Below are 18,115 nucleotides of genomic sequence, written 5' to 3'. Positions count from 1 at the left end.
TGCTCGCGAAAGCGGTGGGTCAGTTAACACATGTGTGACTGATGTACCGCCTTCGCGAGCAAGCCCGCTCCCACATTAGATTGCTATCAGCTTAGATCACGACGACAGGTACGAAGAACGCGTCAAACCAAGACGCAACGCGTCGAGGAATTGCGTACGCTCCGACGCACTGATCTTCGCGCTCGCGCACTTGTCACGGTAGTGCGTCATCAACTCTTCCGGCGACAAGTGCACATAGCGCAGCATGTCTTCGATGGTGTCGTGGGTCTCGATCCCGGCGCTGTACACCGAACCGTCTTCGCGCTGGTAGATGTTCACCGAGTCGGTGTCGCCGAACAGGTTGTGCATGTCGCCCAGGATTTCCTGGTAAGCGCCCACCAGGAAAATGCCCAGCAAGTAGTCTTCACCTTCGTTCAAGGCGTGCACCGGCAGGCTGGTTTCGATGCTCTGCTCGTCGACGTATTGCTTGATCTTGCCGTCGGAGTCGCAGGTCAGGTCTTGCAGCACGGCGCGGCGCAGAGGCTCTTCGTCGAGACGGTGCAGCGGCAGAATCGGCAGGACCTGGCCAATCGCCCAGGTGTCCGGCAGGCTCTGGAACACCGAGAAGTTGCAGATGTACTTGTCGGCCAGCTTGTCGTTGAGTTCGTCGAGCACTTGGCGGTGCGAACGCTGGCGGGCTTTCAAGGAGTTGTGCAGGCGACGGCACACGGCGAAGTAGCACTGTTCGGCCAGGGCTTTTTCGGCCAGGGTCAGTTTGCCGTCGGCGTACTGGGTGGCCACGTCGCTCATGTAGTGCGTAGCGCGCCAGTAAGTTTCGGTGACCATCTCAATGTCGGTCGGGCCCAGCAGGTCCACCAGCCACTGCACGGTTTCCGGCAGGTTTTCCTTGTTCTCGATCAGGGGGATTTCGTCGTTGTGTTTCTCGACGTCGGTGACTTGCACCACCAGCATGGCGTGGTGCGCGGTCAGGGAACGGCCGCTTTCGGAGAAGATATGCGGGTGCGGCAGGCTCTGCGCGTCGCAGAATTCCTTGAGCATGCCCACGACCACGCCGGCGTAGTCGTCCATGTCGTAGTTGATCGAGCTGGCGTTACGCGAGTGGGTACCGTCGTAGTCCACGCCCAGGCCGCCGCCGACGTCGATGTGGTCCACCGGCAAACCGAGGTTGCGCAGTTCGCCGTAGTAACGAATGGCTTCCTTGAACCCGTGCTGGTAGTCGGCCAGGTTGGCGATCTGCGAACCCATGTGAAAGTGCAGCAGGCGGATGCCCTGATCCAGGCCGGCAGCGCGGAAGCGCTCGACCACCGACAGCAATTGCGCCGCCGACAAACCGAACTTGGACTTTTCGCCACCGGTGTCTGCCCATTTGCTCGACGCCAGGGACGACAACCGCACGCGCAGGCCAACCTGTGGCTTGACCTTGAGGTTGGCCGCCTCTTCGATCACCAGCGCCACTTCGGATTCTTTCTCGATCACGATGAACACGTTGTGGCCCAGCTTCTGGCCCATCAGCGCGAGGCGGATGAACTCACGGTCTTTGTAACCGTTGCAGACGATGGTGCCGCCTTTCGGTGCCAGGGCCAGCACGGCCAGCAGCTCAGGCTTGGAGCCGGCTTCCAGGCCGATGGAAACGTTCTGGGTGGCGATGATGTTCTCGATCACCGCTTCCTGCTGGTTCACCTTGATCGGGTACAGCGCGGTGTACTTGCTCTGGTATTCCAGGCGCTCGATGTTCGCGTCGAACGCACCGGTCAGCTGGCGCACGCGGTCTTGCAGGATGTCGGGGAAGCGCACCAGCAGCGGCAAGGACAGGCCGCTTTTGCGCAGCTCGTCAACTTGTTCGTACAGATCGACAGGCGTGCTGTTCGGGCCGTTCGGACGGACTTCAACGCGACCGGCTTCATTGATCGCGAAATACCCGGCCCCCCAATGGCGAATCCCGTAAACACTGCGGCTGTCCGCAACTGTCCATTGGCTGCCATCGTCTTTGCGTGTGCGTCGTACGGACATCGAAGTCCCCTATATAAAGTCGAAGATCACCACACCCTTCTTGTAAGGCTGGCGAAGTCTAAAGAATGAAAATGACGATTTGCCTGTAAGGAAGGTAGACCCCACTCGCAGGACAGAGTTTAGACACCGGTCAGGAACAGGCTCTGTGAAAACCATGGAGACGACAGTTCGCGTTCAGCAAACCGGCGATCGGGGTGGGTTTCACAGAGGCTGCTAGCCGCCGGACTTCTTCGCCTTGTAACCCAGCTTGATCAGCTCGGCCAACAGCAACTCGACGTGATCGCCCTGGATCTCGATAACGCCGTCTTTCAACGCGCCACCGGTGCCACAGCGCTTTTTCAGCGTGGTAGCCAGTTCCTTCAGGGCATCTTCGGCCAGCGGCACGCCGGTGATGGTGGTCACCGTCTTGCCGCCACGGCCTTTGCTCTCGCGTCGCACGCGCGCAATACCGTCGCCTTCAGGAATCAGGGTCTGTTTGCAGGTGCACGAATCCACGGGCTGACGACAGTCCGGGCAGTGTCGACCTGCGTCGGTGGAAAATACCAGGCCACCAAGGGCGGCGAAGGATGCGGCTTTTTTGGCCACCGGCAATCCTCTTGGGAGGACAAAGACTGATCGGCGCTCCCCAGGAGCATTACCGACCGCGAAGCCCCACTCAGGCAGGGGCAGCGCTACCGAACCGCAAAGGTGGTTCGGGTGAAAAGTCGCGCAGTGTAACGGCAAAAAGCCGACTTGCTAAGAGCCAAATAGCGCCAATTTATGCAACTTTAGCGACGCAAGGCCAGATAGCGCCGCAAGCCCTCTTGAGCGTCCGGGCAGTAAGGCTTTTGTTCGGCTTCCTGCAGGACAATTTCAATGGGCAAAAACCGCGCTTCCATCACCTCTTCCGGCTGCAGGCGCAACGGGCCATCCCAGACAGCGGAGTAGGATTTGCACCACAGCCGGCTGTCGCCATCCTCAAAGTAGAAATGGTCATGCTCGACCAGCTCCACGCCCGCAACGCCAAGCTCTTCTTCCAGCTCACGGGCCGCCGAATCGGCGTAGCTCTCGCCGGCCGCCACCATGCCGCCCGCCGCGGTGTCCCAAAAACCCGGGTACATGGCTTTGCTCAGGGTGCGCCGATGCACACACAACTCACCGGCAGCGTTGAACAGGAAGATAAAGGTGCAACGGCCGATCAGGCCACGTTGGCGCAGGTCGGATCGCACCAGGGTACCGAGCAGGTTGTCCTGCTCGTCGACCCAGTCGATCAGTTCAGCGTCGGAGGCCGCGCGATGCGCGGCCTCCTTTTGAGAAGCGTCCATCATCACCCCTGGTTGAGGAGCTGACGCAAATCTATAACTGCAGCGTTTGCCCGGGAAATATAGTTGGCCATGACCAGCGAGTGGTTGGCGAGGACGCCAAAGCCACTGCCGTTCAGAATCATAGGGCTCCACACCGGCTCCTGCGAGGCCTCCAGCTCACGAATGATCTGGCGCACGCTGACGGTGGCGTTTTTCTTGGCCAGCACGTCGGCAAAGTCGACTTCAATGGCACGCAACAAGTGGGACAAGGCCCAGGCCTGGCCGCGGGCCTCGTAGAACACGTTGTCGATCTGCATCCATGGGGTTTCCACCACTTCTTCGTCGACCTGCGGCACTTCACCCGGCGCCAGGGCTTCGGTTTTCAGTGCGGTGTTCAGTTTCACCCGGCCAACACTGGCCGACAGGCGTTGCGACAGCGAACCCAAGCGGGTCGCGACGTCACCCAGCCAGTTGTTCAGGTTGTCGGCACGCGCATAGAACAGCGCGCCGCGTTGGTTCGGGTCCGACAGGCGCGCTTCATAGCGGCTCAGGGAGTTGATGCCTTCCTGGTACTCCGACTCGCTGGAGGGCAGCACCCAGCTTTTGTTATCGAAGTTGAAACGCGGCTCGGCCTTGGCCAAGTCAGCGTCTTCGGCCGACTGCGACTGGGAGCGGGCGAAGTCTTTACGCAGGGCACGGGTCAGGTCACGCACTTGCACCAGCACGCCATATTCCCAGCTCGGCATGTTGTCCATCCACAGGCCCGGCGGGAAACGGTCGTTGGAAATGTAGCCACCGGGCTTGTTCAGCAAGGTGCCGACCACGGTCTTGAGGGTTTCGACGGTGGTGTAGCCCACCACCATCTGCTTGCCTTCCTTCTCGGCGGCAAGCTGGGCATTTTGCTGGACCGGAAACAGCGCCGGCTCTTCGCTCCAGTACCAACCCAGGGCGCCGGTCACCAACAGGTACAAACCCAGCATGCTGAGCAAGGCTTTGCTCATCAGCAGGTTGCGAAAGTAACTACGGTTGGCCGACTTGGGCTCAGGGGCGGGGCCTTTGGCACTGCCTGCGCGGTTTTTCCAGTCCAGCATGGCGATATCCTTTCAATCACTTGAGTTCATGCACGTCATTTGTCCGGGTGCGTTCAAACACTCCGACCACAACCCTACCCCATCGTGCCCATCGGCGCGGGGCTTTTAACCGAAAGTGGCGCGCAGGGGATGTTCGACTATAAATGAAGCACGCTTTTTACGCAGCGCGACCATCAGGTCAAAAACTGAATGGCCCAGACCGCTACTTAATTGACGCAAGACACTCATGTGAGAGAAAAGAGGTGCTAGCATAGAGCCATCAGTCGACCTCTGCATGCACCCTAACTAGTAGTCAGGATATGACCGAGCCAGAAGACCCCAGCCGTGAGCGTCTCAAGCACCATTTTGCCCAGCGGGTAATTCATCAGGCACGTCAAATTCTTGAGATCTGGCAACGCCTGCAACGCAGCGAATGGTCGAACACCGATTTATCCGAACTCAGCGAAGCCAACCTGCGCCTGCTGCGCTTTGCCGAGCGTTTCGAGCAGCCGGAACACGGCCAGCTGGCGCGGCAAATTGGCGAGTCCCTCAAGGCGGTGGATGAAAATCGCGGCCGCCTGAGCAGCCAGGTGATCACCGAACTCAACCGCCTGATGCAGCGCCTGTCCCGCACCGGCCTGCGCCAGGGCGACCAGCTGGAACAAACCTTCCTGCCCCCCATGCGCAAGCCGATCTACGTGATGCTGGCCGATCACGACCGCGCCGAGCGCCTGGCCAAGCAGCTTGAATTTTTTGGCATGAGCGCCCAGTCGCTGGACAGCGTGGCAGCCTTTCGCGCGTCCCTGGCCGAGCGCCTGCCGTCGGCCATCGTGATGGATGTGGATTTCTGCGGTGCCGGCCTGGGCCTCAAGCTCGCCGCCGAAGCCCAGGAAGGCCTGGAGCAAAAGCTGCCGCTGCTGTTTTTCAGCCTGCACGAAACCGACACCCCGACGCGCCTGGCCGCCGTGCGCGCCGGCGGCCAGGAATTTCTCACTGGCACGCTTGAGGCCTCAAGCCTTTTGGAAAAGATCGAGGTGCTGACCTGCGTCGCGCAGTACGAGCCCTATAAGGTGCTGATCATCGACGACTCACGCGCTCAGGCGCTGCACACCGAGCGCCTGCTCAACAGCGCCGGCATGGTCACGCGCACCTTGATCGAGCCGATCCAGGCGATGGCCGAACTGGCGGACTTCCAGCCGGATTTGATCATCCTCGACATGTACATGCCCGCCTGTACCGGTACCGAACTGGCCAAGGTGATCCGCCACAATGACCGTTACGTCAGCGTGCCGATCATCTACCTGTCGGCCGAAGACGACCTGGACAAGCAACTGGACGCCATGAGCGAAGGCGGCGACGACTTCCTCACCAAGCCGATCAAGCCGCGCCACCTGATCACCACCGTGCGCAACCGCGCTGCCCGCGCGCGCAACCTCAAGGCACGAATGGTGCGTGACAGCCTGACCGGGCTGTACAACCACACCCATATTCTGCAACTGCTCGAAGACTGCAGCTTCCGCGCGCGCCGCGAGAACAAGCCGCTGAGCTTTGCCATGCTCGACATTGACCACTTCAAGCGGGTCAACGACAGCCACGGCCACCCGATGGGCGACCGCGTGATCAAGAGCCTGGCGCTGTTTCTCAAGCAGCGCTTGCGCAAGACCGACTACATCGGCCGCTACGGCGGTGAAGAATTTGCCATCGTGATGCCCGACACCGACCTGGAATCGGCCCGCAAAGTGCTGGATGAAATCCGTGGGCGGTTTGCCGAAATTCACTACCCGGCCCAGCCGCAGGATTTGTGGTGCACCTTCAGCGCCGGGCTGGTGGAGCTGTGCGACGGTTCCGACAGCTTGATGATGGCCGCTCAGGCAGACGAGGCGCTGTACCGCGCCAAGGACACCGGACGCAACCGCGTACACGCTGCGCGCACATCAAAGCAAAGTGCCATCTTTTCACCGGAATCCACCGATTCCGTCATAACTCTGTAATGGAAACGCAATAACTTCAGGCACTTATCTTTTGCTGTCGGTTGAAACCACGCATGCGCCTGAAGCTGCTGACCAATTTGAATACCCTTCTGCTGGTGGCCGTGTGCCTGGCCCTTGGCGCGACGCTATGGTGGTCGCAACGGGCACTGGAACAGCCTTATTTGCTGATGGAGCGCTACCTTGGCCTGTCGCAGACATTTCAGAATCAGGCCGCGCGCAATATCGACGACTACCTGGCCAGCGGCGACGCGTTGCGTTTGAGCAGTGCCGGCCAGAGCCTGGAAAACCTCCTGCAGCACCTCGACGAACTGCCAGCGGACCTCGCGCAGAACCTGCGCCCCAGCCTGGTCGAGCTGGACACGTTCAGCAAAACCGACCTGCTGGCCGCCGGCAAACTGGCCGGCGACCCGCAAGCCCTGCTGCTGCAAGCCGAACGTGAGCTGGGCGCGAACCTGGAGCAATTGAGCCAGTACGCCACGGGCGTCACTTCACCCGACGCTGCACGCTACTTGCCGCCGCTGCTGGCCGCGTCCCAACACTTGGGCAAACTGTCTCTGGCCCGCGACAAGCTGGTGAGCAGCGGGCGCGCAGAGCTGGCCGATGAGGTGGAGCGCGAAGTTGCCAGCATCCGCACGCAGGCCGACCTGTTGGCGCAGTTACCGCTGCTGGGCGTAAAGGCCAGCGCCGCGTCCAGCGCGGATGATTTCTCCGCCATGCTGGGCCTGGAAAGCAGCGAAAAAGCCGAAGCGCAAGACACCGGCGTGGACCTCAAACGTGAACTCAACAGCCTGCTGACCCGCTACCCTGCCGAACTCAAACGCACTCGCGATCAGATCCAGCTGCGCACTGCACTGGCCGACAGCACGCATGTGAAGATTGCTGCCGTGCAGCAAGCCATCGCCGGCCTGGAACCTGTTGTTCGCGCGCAACACGCCAGAATCCAGGGCGAAGTGCGCCTGATGCAAGGTGTGATGATCGGGCTGATTTTGCTCATCGCACTGCTGATCGACACGCTGCAACGACGGCTGGCAAGGGTACTGACCAACCTCGCACCAGCCTTGTCCACCTGGGCCGAAGGCGACTTCAGCCAGTCGATCGCCTTGGGCAAGACCAACCGCGAACTGCACGACATCGAGGCCTCGCTTAACCGCTTGCGCGCTTACCTGGTGGACTTGGTGGGCACCATTCGCGGCAATGCCGAAGAAGTCGCCGGCAGCAGCCGCGCCCTCGCCGAACTGAGCAGCGGGCTGCACGACGGCGCCGAGCGCCAGGCCGGCGATACGGCGCAGATCCGTGATTCGCTGGGTGAACTGGAGGCGACCATCCAGCAAGTCGCCGGCGATGCCAGTCAGGCGGCCGGCGCCAGCCGCAGTGCGGGCCAGGCGGTGGAACAGGGCCAGCGGGTGATCGGCCTGAGCCTGACCGGGCTGCATGCCCTGGTGGGCGAGGTGCAGCAAAACGCGCAGATGATCGAAAAACTCGCCGAAGAGTCTGCCACCATCGGTGGCGTGCTGACGGTGATTCGCGCGATTGCCGACCAGACCAACCTGCTCGCGCTCAATGCCGCCATCGAGGCTGCACGGGCCGGTGAGGCCGGACGCGGGTTTGCCGTGGTTGCCGATGAGGTGCGCTCGCTGGCGCAACGCACCGCCGGCGCCACGGCCGAAATCCAGAGCCTGATCGCCGGCCTGCAAACCGCCGCCCACCAGTCGGTGCAAGGCATGCGCACTCAGGTCGAGCACGCCGAGGCCACCGCCCAGCAAGCCCAGGCAGCGGATGGCGCGCTGGATGAAATCGTCGGGGCAATCCAGACCATTTCCGACACGTCGGTGCGCATCGCCGATGTGACCGCGCAGCAGAGTGGCGCCGTCAGTGAGATTCGCGACAACAGCGAGCGGATTCACCAGCTGGGGGAGGATAATCTGCTGCGCATCGGCCAGGGCCGCCGCCAGGGCGAACACCTGCTGGTGCTGGGTGGGCAGCTCAATACGGCGGTTCAGGCGTTCCGGGTTTGAGCCCATCTCCTGCCATATGGAGAGCAAAAAGTGGGAGGGGGCTTGCCCCCGATGACAGTGTGTCACTCACTGCATGTGTTGCCTGATGCAGCGCATCGGGGGTAAGCCCCCTCCCACATTTGACATCCACAGTCTTCAAGACAGTGTTGCCAATGACTGAATACTGCACCCCAGTCACAAATTTTGCGCAATCATCGCTAATCGTGCTGCCTACTGCATAGAACTGGACAGTCACAAAGGCTTTGCGGCATAGTCGCCGGGTTCTGACGTACCCACATCAATAACAAGGAACAGCCGATGGCGACCTTACTGGTTCTTCACGGACCCAACCTGAACCTGCTCGGCACCCGCGAACCGGGCGTCTACGGGGCAGTCACCCTCGATCAGATCAACCTCGATCTTGAACGACGGGCGCGTGAGGCCGGCCACCATTTGCTCTACCTGCAAAGCAATGCCGAGTACGAATTGATTGATCGCATCCATGCCGCGCGCGGCGAAGGCGTGGACTTTATCCTGATCAATCCCGCCGCTTTTACGCACACGAGTGTTGCATTACGTGACGCGCTGCTGGCGGTGAGCATCCCATTCATCGAAGTGCATTTGTCCAATGTGCACAAACGCGAAGCTTTCCGCCATCACTCCTACTTCTCCGACGTAGCAGTAGGCGTGATCTGCGGCCTTGGCGCCAGCGGTTACCGACTGGCCCTGGAGGCCGCCCTGGAACACATTGAACAACCGGCCAAGCGCCCCTGACCGACCCTTGGGAGTTGATGATTCATGGATATCCGTAAAGTTAAGAAACTGATCGAACTGCTGGAAGAATCCGGTATCGACGAGCTGGAAATCAAGGAAGGCGAAGAGTCCGTACGGATCAGCCGTCACAGCAAGACCCCGGCTCAACAGTTCTACGCACCTCAGATGCAAGCACCGGCTCCGGCCGCTGCTGCGCCAGCCGCCGCACCTGCTGCCGCTGCTCCAGCCGCACCTGCCGCGCCTGTACTGAACGGCTTCGTGGTCAAGTCGCCAATGGTCGGTACGTTCTACCGCACCCCGGCACCGACCTCGCCAGCCTTCGTTGAAGTCGGCGCAACCGTGAAAGTGGGCGACACCATCTGCATCGTTGAAGCGATGAAGATGATGAACCACATCACCGCTGAAAAAGCCGGCGTCATCGAATCCATCCTGGTAGAAAACGGTCAGCCGGTTGAGTACGACCAGCCGCTGTTCACCATCGTTTGAACCGCGGAGCGCCTTCGATGTTGAAACCTGCGAAGAAACTGCAAAAAGTCCTGATCGCCAACCGCGGCGAGATCGCGCTGCGTATCCTGCGCGCCTGTAAGGAAGAGGGCATCAAGACCGTCGCTGTTTACTCGACGGCCGATACCGAATTGATGCACGTGAAACTGGCGGACGAGAGCATCTGCATCGGCCCGCCACTGGCGACCAACTCGTACCTGAAGGTCTCCAACATCATCGCGGCCGCTGAAGTGACCGGCGCTGATGGCATCCACCCAGGCTACGGCTTCCTTGCGGAAAACGCCGACTTCGCCGAACAAGTGGAAAAATCCGGGTTTGCCTTCATTGGCCCGAAAGCCGAAACCATTCGCCTGATGGGCGACAAGGTATCGGCCAAGGACGCCATGATCGCTGCCGGCGTGCCAACCGTTCCAGGCTCCGATGGCCCACTGCCTGGAGACGAGGCAACCGCGCTGCGCATTGGTCGCGAAGTCGGTTACCCGGTGATCATCAAGGCCGCCGGTGGCGGTGGTGGTCGCGGCATGCGCGTGGTGCACAAGGAAGAAGACCTGATCGAAGCCGCCAAGCAGACCCGCTCCGAAGCGGCTGCCTGGTTCGGCAACCCGATGGTCTACCTGGAGAAGTACCTGACCAACCCACGTCACGTGGAAGTGCAGGTACTGTCCGACGGCCAGGGCCACGCCATCCACCTGGGCGACCGCGATTGCTCGCTGCAGCGCCGTCACCAAAAGGTACTGGAAGAAGCGCCTGCACCCGGCCTGGATGAAACCGCGCGCCAGGAAGTACTGGCTCGTTGCGTCAAGGCGTGCATCGACATCAACTACCGTGGCGCCGGTACGTTCGAGTTCCTCTACGAGAACGGCCGCTTCTACTTCATCGAGATGAACACTCGTGTGCAGGTAGAGCACCCGGTGTCGGAGATGGTTACCGGTATCGACATCGTCAAGGAGATGCTGAGCATCGCCGCTGGCAACACGCTGTCGTTTACCCAGGACGACGTGAAGATCCACGGCCACTCCCTGGAGTGCCGGATCAATGCCGAAGACCCGAAAACCTTTATCCCGAGTCCAGGCCTGGTCAAGCATTTCCATGCTCCGGGCGGCAACGGCGTTCGCGTCGATTCGCACCTGTACAGCGGCTACAAGGTTCCGTCCAACTACGACTCGCTGATCGGCAAGCTGATCACCTGGGGCGCCACTCGCGACGAGGCCATGGCCCGCATGCGTAACGCCCTGGACGAAATCGTGGTAGACGGCATCAAGACCAACATCCCGCTGCATCGGGATCTGGTGCGTGATGAAGGCTTCTGCGAAGGTGGTGTGAACATTCACTACCTGGAACACAAACTGGCCAACCAGTAAGTGCTCCACCCAACAAAGCCGCCTTCGGGCGGCTTTGTTGTTTCTGAGCCCTCTATTCTGAAGATGCCCATAGTCCAAATGTGGGAGGGGGCTTGCCCCCGATAGCGGTGGATCAGTTACAGATACTGAGACTGACACGCCGCAATCGGGGGCAAGCCCCCTCCCACATTCGGTCCGTGTTCATTCAGCACAGTCGTCTTCTGCTGTTCGCTCGCGTAAACTTGCGCGCTTTCGCGACCCCGCCGTCGCACACTCATTTTTTTCAAAGGTGCCCGCCATGCCTTGGCTGCAAGTCCGTCTCGCCATCAGCCCAGAACAAGCCGAAACCTACGAAGACGCTTTTCTTGAAGTCGGCGCCGTCTCGGTGACGTTCATGGACGCCGAAGACCAACCGATCTTCGAACCCGAACTCAACACCACGCCGCTGTGGTCGCACACCCACTTGCTGGCCCTGTTCGAAGACGGCACCGATGCCGCCGCCGTGCTGGCCCATATGGAGTTGCTCACCGGCGGCCCGCTGCCCGAGCACCACAGCGAAGTGATCGAAGACCAGGACTGGGAACGCAGCTGGATGGACAACTTCCAGCCGATGCGCTTTGGCCAGCGTCTGTGGATCGTACCGAGCTGGCACGCCGCACCTGAGCCGGATGCCGTCAACCTGCTGCTCGACCCGGGCCTGGCGTTCGGCACCGGCACCCACCCGACCACCGCCCTGTGCCTGGAATGGCTGGACGGCCAGGACCTGACCGACTGCAACGTGCTGGACTTCGGCTGCGGCTCGGGGATCCTGGCAATTGCCGCCCTGCTGCTGGGCGCCAAGGAAGCCGTCGGCACCGACATCGACGTACAAGCCCTGGAAGCCTCCCGCGATAACGCCGGGCGCAACAACATCCCTGAAGGCAAATTCCCCCTCTACCTGCCGGAGCAATTGCCCCAGGTGCAGGCCGATGTGCTGGTGGCGAATATCCTCGCCGGCCCTTTGGTTTCCCTGGCTCCGCAACTGTCGAGCCTGGTCAAGCCAGGGGGTCGCCTGGCGCTGTCGGGCATTCTTGCCGAACAAGGTGAAGACGTGGCTGCGGCCTATGCCGCGGATTTCGATCTGGATCCGATCGCCAACCGTGATGGCTGGGTACGCATCAGCGGTCGTCGGCGCTAGAATGAGCGCTTGCCTGAATCGGATGGCCGCATGACCGACAGTTTCGTCACCCAGTGCCCGCATTGCCAAGCGCGCTTTCGCGTCAGCCACGCTCAATTGAGTGTGGCCCGTGGCGTGGTTCGCTGCGGCTCGTGCCTGCAAGTGTTCAATGCCGCGCGCCAATTGCTGGAGCAGCGCGCCAGCACCTCGGCGCCGGAACCCGAGCAGCCAGGCGTCGCCGAACACGCCGTTGAGCCAGTGCCCCAGGCACCGCGGGCCATCAGCCAGAAACAGTGGACCGCCGAAGAGCTGGACCTGGACAACCTGGACCTGGACGAAGAACTGGCCAAGCTTGAACGCCGCGAGATTCAACACACGCAACCGCCCGGCGCGGAGCGTCGCCAGGCGAGCAGCGAGCGCCGGCAAAAGGAAGATGCCCTCAGCGCCAGCCGCGACACCGTCAAGGCCGAAGAAGAAAAATGGGCCGCCAGCCTGTTCAGCGAGCCGCCCGAAGAGCGCACCCAACCAAGCGAAGACGCGCCTGAACCGGCCAGGATGCCTGCGACCAAGCAGCGCACCGAGCCATCGATGTCGTTCAACATCGACGATATCGACGATGAGCCACCGCTGCGTTCTCCACCTGACGACGACGATGACGACCTCGACCCGCCGTTCACGCCGCTGACGGCGGCGGCGGATGCGCCGGAACCCGAAGACCGCCCGCAACCGCGGCGCAAGCGTGCGCGCACGGAAACCAGCGTTCACGACGATGTACTCCAGGACCTGGAAGACGACCCGCTGCACCTGTATGCGCAGAAACGTCCGACGAGCTGGGGCCGTCGCCTCCTCTGGATACTCCTCGTGCTGCTGGCCGCCGCGGGCCTGGCGGGCCAGTACATCGCCTATCAATTCGACGACCTGGCTCGCCAGGACGCCTATCGCCCGTGGTTCCAGCAACTGTGCCCAACCCTCGGTTGCACCGTGCCATCACGGGTCGATATTGCCCACATCAAGAGCAGCAACCTGGTGGTGCGCAGCAATCCCGAGTTCGCCGGGGCGCTGGTGGTGGACGCAATCATCTATAACCGCGCGACGTTCTCGCAGCCCTTCCCGCTGCTGGAACTGCGCTTTGCCGATTTGAACGGCGGCCTGATTGCCAGTCGTCGCTTCAAACCGGCCGAATACCTCAGTGGTGAGCTGGCCGGGGTGAGCGAAATGCCTTCGCAGACACCCATCCATATTTCCCTGGATATCCTCGATCCAGGCAATAAAGCCGTGAATTACAGCCTGAGTTTCCACTCGCCCGAGTGAGGCGCCGCGCACGCCGAGGTTTGACGGCAGATAATTGACTGGGCGCTGCGCAACCAAACCGACCGCGATAAAGAAATAACTGTTCAGATTTTATCCAATTCAGCCTTTATCCAGTCATCGAGAGCGGGTATCATGCCAACCCTTTTTCGAACTCTAATGATCCGGCCCCACAACAGGGAAGTCCTATGTCGGCGGTACGCATCGGCCCATATACATTGCAAAACGGCTTGATCCTCGCCCCAATGGCGGGCGTCACCGACCAGCCCTTTCGTCAGCTGTGCAAGCGTTTGGGCGCGGGTCTAGTAGTCTCTGAAATGGTCACCAGCGACATGAGCTTGTGGAACACCCGCAAATCGCGGATGCGCATGATCCACGAAGGTGATCCCGAGCCGCGCTCGGTACAGATCGCCGGTGGCGATGCACAGATGCTCGCGGACGCGGCCCGGGCCAACGTGGAGTTGGGCGCACAAATCATCGACATCAACATGGGCTGCCCGGCCAAGAAGGTCTGCAACAAGGCCGCCGGTTCCGCCCTGTTGAAAGATGAGCAATTGGTAGCCGAGATCCTGCAGGCCGTTGTCGCCGCAGTGGATGTGCCGGTCACCCTGAAGATTCGTACCGGCTGGGACCGGGACAACAAGAACGGCCTGACGGTGGCGAAGATCGCCGAACAGGCAGGCATTACAGCGCTGGCGGTGCATGGCCGCACCCGCGCCGACCTTTACACCGGTGAAGCCGAGTACGACACCATTGCCGCGATCAAGCAGGCGGTGTCGATCCCGGTCTTTGCCAATGGCGACATCGACTCAGCCGAGAAAGCCCGGCGCGTGCTGCACGCAACCGGCGCCGATGGCTTGTTGATTGGCCGGGCCGCCCAGGGGCGGCCATGGATTTTTCGTGAGATCGAGCACTTTCTGCGTACTGGCGAAGTCATGCCGGCACCGGAGCTGATCGAGGTGGAACGTATTCTGCTAGAGCATCTGGCCGCCCTGCACGCCTTCTATGGAGACGTGATGGGAGTACGCATTGCTCGCAAGCATGTCGGCTGGTATCTCGCAACCTTGCCGGGCGCCAGGGAGTTTCGCGCCCACTTCAATCGTTTGGATGATACGGAAGCACAGTGCGCCAACGTTCGTGAGTTCTTCAGCGAGCGTTACAAGAGCCTGGGGACAGGGGACGGAGAGGGGGTGGCCGCATGACGATGATGACCGAGACTTTAGTGAGTGGAACAACACCCGTGAGCGACAACGTCAATTTGAAACAGCACCTCAACACGCCGAGCGAAGAAGGCCAGACCCTTCGCGGGAGTGTCGAGAAGGCGCTGCACAATTATTTCGCCCACCTAGAGGGCGCTTCCGTCACGGACGTGTACAACCTGGTGCTCTCCGAAGTCGAGGCGCCCTTGCTCGAAAGCGTGATGAACTACGTCAAGGGCAACCAGACCAAAGCCAGTGAGCTGCTGGGCCTCAACCGTGGCACCTTGCGCAAAAAGCTCAAGCAGTACGATTTGCTGTAAGCATTCAATCAAACCAGAAAGGCGCCCGCGTAAAACCGGTCGCCTTTTTTGCTGACTCCTTTGCTTTTGATGGAAATTGAAATGACCGACCAGACTACCCGCCTGCCGATCCGCCGCGCCTTGATCAGTGTTTCCGACAAGACCGGGATCCTCGAATTTGCCCGGGAGCTGGAAGCCCTGGGTGTGGAAATCCTCTCCACGGGCGGGACCTTCAAACTGCTGCAGGACAACGGTGTGGCCGCAGTAGAAGTCGCGGACTACACCGGTTTCGCAGAAATGATGGACGGTCGGGTCAAGACCCTGCACCCGAAAATCCACGGCGGGATCCTCGGTCGTCGCGGTATCGACGACGCCATCATGACCGAGCACGGCATCAAGCCGATCGACCTGGTGGCCGTTAACCTTTATCCGTTCGAAGCCACCATCAACAAGCCAGGTTGCGACCTGCCGACCGCCATCGAAAACATCGATATCGGCGGCCCGACCATGGTTCGCTCGGCAGCCAAGAACCACAAAGACGTGGCCATCGTGGTTAACGCCAGCGACTACGCCAACGTGTTGGAAAGCCTCAAAGCCGGCGGCCTGACGTACGCCCAGCGTTTCGACCTGATGCTCAAGGCGTTCGAACACACCGCCGCCTACGACGGCATGATCGCCAACTACATGGGCACCGTGAACCAGGCCGCCGAAACCCTGAGCACAGAGGGCCGCAGCCAGTTCCCGCGCACCTTCAACAGCCAGTTCATCAAGGCCCAGGAAATGCGCTACGGCGAGAACCCGCACCAGAGCGCGGCGTTCTACGTTGAGGCCAAACCTGCTGAAGTCGGCATCGCCACCGCGACCCAACTGCAAGGCAAAGAGCTGTCCTACAACAACGTGGCCGACACCGACGCCGCGCTGGAATGTGTGAAGAGCTTCGTCAAGCCGGCCTGCGTGATCGTCAAGCACGCCAACCCGTGCGGCGTGGCCGTAAGCCCGGACGCTGAAGGCGGTATCCGCCAGGCGTACGAACTGGCCTACGCCACCGACACCGAATCTGCCTTCGGCGGCATCATCGCCTTCAACCGCGAGCTGGATGCTGAAACCGCAAAAGCCATCGTCGAGCGTCAGTTCGTTGAAGTGATCATCGCCCCGTCCGTGAGCGAAGAAGCCCGCGCCATCGTCGCTGCCAAAGCCAACGTGCGCCTGCTGGCCTGTGGCGAGTGGTCGGCTGACCGTGCTGCTGCCTGGGACTACAAACGCGTCAACGGCGGCTTGCTGGTACAGAGCCGCGACATCGGCATGATCGGCAGCGCCGACCTCAAAGTGGTGACCAAGCGCGCCCCGACCGAGCAGGAAATCAACGACCTGATCTTTGCCTGGAAAGTCGCCAAGTACGTTAAATCCAACGCCATTGTCTACGCCAAGAACCGCCAGACCATCGGTGTCGGCGCCGGCCAGATGAGCCGCGTGAACTCGGCGCGTATCGCTGCGATCAAGGCTGAGCACGCCGGCTTGCAGGTAGCCGGTTCGGTGATGGCTTCCGACGCGTTCTTCCCGTTCCGTGACGGCCTGGACAATGCGGCCAAGGCTGGCGTTACCGCGGTGATCCAACCGGGCGGCTCGATGCGTGACGCCGAAGTGATCGCCGCCGCTGATGAGGCTGGCATCGCCATGGTCTTCACCGGCATGCGCCACTTCCGCCACTGACAGATTTGATCCCAAGCGGGCACTGGCCCTCTGTGGGAGCTGGCTTGCCTGCGATGCGGGCGCCTCGGTGTATCAAGTACACCGAGGTGATGCTATCGCAGGCAAGCCAGCTCCCACAGAAAAGCGGCCCACAGTGCTCCCAGAATTTGCGTCATCCGAGGTTTTTGAAATGAATGTTTTGATCATTGGCAGCGGTGGCCGTGAACACGCCCTGGCCTGGAAAGTTGCCCAAGACCCGCGCGTCCAGAAAGTATTCGTCGCACCCGGCAACGCCGGCACCGCCATTGAAGCCAAGTGCGAAAACGTCGCCATCGACGTGTTGGCCCTTGAGCAGCTGGCTGATTTCGCCGAGAAGAACGTGTCCCTGACCATCGTCGGTCCGGAAGTGCCATTGGTGGCCGGCGTCGTGGACCTGTTCCGCAGCCGCGGCTTGGACTGCTTCGGCCCGACCGCCGGCGCAGCCCAACTGGAAGGCTCGAAAGCCTTCACCAAGGACTTTTTGGCACGCCACAAGATTCCGACTGCCGACTACCAGAACTTCACCGAGATCGAGCCGGCCCTGGCTTACCTGCGTGAAAAAGGTGCACCGATCGTCATCAAGGCCGACGGCCTGGCCGCCGGTAAAGGCGTGATCGTGGCGATGACCCTGCAAGAAGCCGAAGAGGCGGTGCGCGACATGCTCGCCGGCAACGCATTTGGTGACGCCGGTTCGCGCGTGGTCATCGAGGAGTTCCTCGACGGCGAAGAAGCCAGCTTTATCGTGATGGTCGACGGCAAGAACGTACTGCCGATGGCCACCAGCCAGGACCACAAACGCGTCGGCGACGGCGATAGCGGCCCGAACACCGGCGGCATGGGTGCTTACTCCCCTGCCCCAGTGGTCACCGCCGAGGTACACAAGCGCGTGATGGACCTGGTGATCTGGCCGACCGTGCGCGGCATGGCCGACGAAGGCAATGTATACACCGGCTTCCTGTACGCCGGCCTGATGATCGACAAAGCCGGTAACCCGAAAGTCATCGAGTTCAACTGCCGCTTTGGTGATCCGGAAACCCAACCGGTGATGCTGCGTCTGCAATCGAGCCTGGTGCTGCTGGTGGAAGCGGCCCTGGCCCAGGCGCTGGACAAGGTTGAAGCGCAATGGGACCCGCGTCCGAGCGTTGGCATTGTGCTGGCGGCCGGTGGTTACCCTGGCGACTACACCAAGGGCGACGTGATTGAAGGCCTCGACGCAGCTGCTACGCTGGAAGGCAAGGTGTTCCATGCGGGCACCGCGCTCAAGGACGGCAAGGTTGTAACCGCAGGTGGCCGTGTATTGTGCGCCACCGCAATGGGTGCCAGTGTCGACGCCGCGCAGCAACAGGCGTACAAGCTGGCCGCGAAAATCGACTGGAAAGGTTGCTTCTACCGCACGGACATCGGCTACCGCGCCATTGCCCGTGAACGTGGCGAGAACCAATAAGCAGCTGCCCTCCAG

15 protein-coding genes are annotated in these 18,115 nt (G+C 61.3%); 11 read left to right on the top strand and 4 right to left on the bottom strand.

Annotated elements, in window-relative coordinates:
* Positions 1 to 96: 96 nt before the first annotated feature.
* The 4 genes from speA to L8K08_RS17895 all read right to left on the bottom strand — a co-directional run bounded on the left by speA (position 97) and on the right by L8K08_RS17895 (position 4,384).
* Complete coding sequence (gene speA, locus L8K08_RS17910) at positions 97 to 2,010, bottom strand: arginine decarboxylase (protein WP_145160307.1); 1,914 nt, start codon at positions 2,008 to 2,010, stop codon at positions 97 to 99.
* 213 nt (positions 2,011 to 2,223) lie between these two features.
* Complete coding sequence (locus tag L8K08_RS17905) at positions 2,224 to 2,595, bottom strand: translation initiation factor Sui1 (RefSeq protein WP_005784408.1); 372 nt, start codon at positions 2,593 to 2,595, stop codon at positions 2,224 to 2,226.
* Between the two features lie 182 nt (positions 2,596 to 2,777).
* Complete coding sequence (locus L8K08_RS17900; protein ID WP_145160305.1) at positions 2,778 to 3,314, bottom strand: NUDIX hydrolase; 537 nt, start codon at positions 3,312 to 3,314, stop codon at positions 2,778 to 2,780.
* Positions 3,315 to 3,316: 2 nt separating this feature from the next.
* Positions 3,317 to 4,384 (bottom strand): DUF2333 family protein, encoded by a 1,068-nt coding sequence (locus L8K08_RS17895; RefSeq protein WP_242199065.1) that lies wholly within the window; start codon positions 4,382 to 4,384, stop codon positions 3,317 to 3,319.
* A gap of 299 nt (positions 4,385 to 4,683) precedes the next feature.
* On the opposite strand from L8K08_RS17895, the gene L8K08_RS17890 reads away from it, so the two are divergent.
* The 11 genes from L8K08_RS17890 (at position 4,684) to purD (ending at position 18,100) form a co-directional block, all read left to right on the top strand.
* Positions 4,684 to 6,354, top strand: coding sequence for a PleD family two-component system response regulator (locus L8K08_RS17890; protein ID WP_242199063.1), 1,671 nt, complete (start codon positions 4,684 to 4,686; stop codon positions 6,352 to 6,354).
* 53 nt (positions 6,355 to 6,407) lie between these two features.
* Entirely contained in the window at positions 6,408 to 8,369 is a 1,962-nt protein-coding gene (locus L8K08_RS17885) for a methyl-accepting chemotaxis protein (protein WP_242199061.1), read from the top strand.
* A 297-nt stretch (positions 8,370 to 8,666) separates the two neighbouring features.
* Positions 8,667 to 9,122, top strand: coding sequence for a type II 3-dehydroquinate dehydratase (gene aroQ / locus L8K08_RS17880; protein ID WP_016972516.1), 456 nt, complete (start codon positions 8,667 to 8,669; stop codon positions 9,120 to 9,122).
* A 24-nt stretch (positions 9,123 to 9,146) separates the two neighbouring features.
* Positions 9,147 to 9,608 (top strand): acetyl-CoA carboxylase biotin carboxyl carrier protein, encoded by a 462-nt coding sequence (accB, locus tag L8K08_RS17875; protein ID WP_017738537.1) that lies wholly within the window; start codon positions 9,147 to 9,149, stop codon positions 9,606 to 9,608.
* 17 nt (positions 9,609 to 9,625) lie between these two features.
* Positions 9,626 to 10,987 carry an acetyl-CoA carboxylase biotin carboxylase subunit gene (gene accC, locus L8K08_RS17870; protein ID WP_242199059.1) on the top strand — a complete coding sequence of 454 codons (1,362 nt, stop codon included), beginning with the start codon at positions 9,626 to 9,628 and terminating at the stop codon, positions 10,985 to 10,987.
* A 277-nt stretch (positions 10,988 to 11,264) separates the two neighbouring features.
* On the top strand, positions 11,265 to 12,143 hold the full coding sequence (gene prmA, locus L8K08_RS17865) for a 50S ribosomal protein L11 methyltransferase (protein ID WP_106577697.1): 879 nt from the start codon (positions 11,265 to 11,267) through the stop codon (positions 12,141 to 12,143).
* 30 nt (positions 12,144 to 12,173) lie between these two features.
* On the top strand, positions 12,174 to 13,433 hold the full coding sequence (locus L8K08_RS17860; RefSeq protein ID WP_242199057.1) for a DUF3426 domain-containing protein: 1,260 nt from the start codon (positions 12,174 to 12,176) through the stop codon (positions 13,431 to 13,433).
* A 185-nt stretch (positions 13,434 to 13,618) separates the two neighbouring features.
* Positions 13,619 to 14,632: a tRNA dihydrouridine synthase DusB gene (gene dusB, locus L8K08_RS17855; RefSeq protein ID WP_119737806.1), complete on the top strand. Its 1,014-nt coding sequence runs from the start codon at positions 13,619 to 13,621 to the stop codon at positions 14,630 to 14,632.
* Complete coding sequence (fis, locus tag L8K08_RS17850) at positions 14,629 to 14,949, top strand: DNA-binding transcriptional regulator Fis (RefSeq protein WP_002555375.1); 321 nt, start codon at positions 14,629 to 14,631, stop codon at positions 14,947 to 14,949. The genes dusB and fis overlap by 4 nt, the downstream gene beginning before the upstream one ends.
* An 81-nt stretch (positions 14,950 to 15,030) precedes the next feature.
* On the top strand, positions 15,031 to 16,638 hold the full coding sequence (gene purH, locus L8K08_RS17845) for a bifunctional phosphoribosylaminoimidazolecarboxamide formyltransferase/IMP cyclohydrolase (protein ID WP_242199054.1): 1,608 nt from the start codon (positions 15,031 to 15,033) through the stop codon (positions 16,636 to 16,638).
* A 169-nt stretch (positions 16,639 to 16,807) separates the two neighbouring features.
* Positions 16,808 to 18,100: a phosphoribosylamine--glycine ligase gene (gene purD / locus L8K08_RS17840; RefSeq protein ID WP_242199052.1), complete on the top strand. Its 1,293-nt coding sequence runs from the start codon at positions 16,808 to 16,810 to the stop codon at positions 18,098 to 18,100.
* Positions 18,101 to 18,115: the final 15 nt, after the last annotated feature.

Source organism: Pseudomonas sp. TREG-RG-20F-10-E-6-01, from assembly GCF_022662455.1.
Taxonomy (GTDB): domain Bacteria; phylum Pseudomonadota; class Gammaproteobacteria; order Pseudomonadales; family Pseudomonadaceae; genus Aquipseudomonas.
This window is presented reverse-complemented; position numbering and strand designations above follow the sequence as displayed.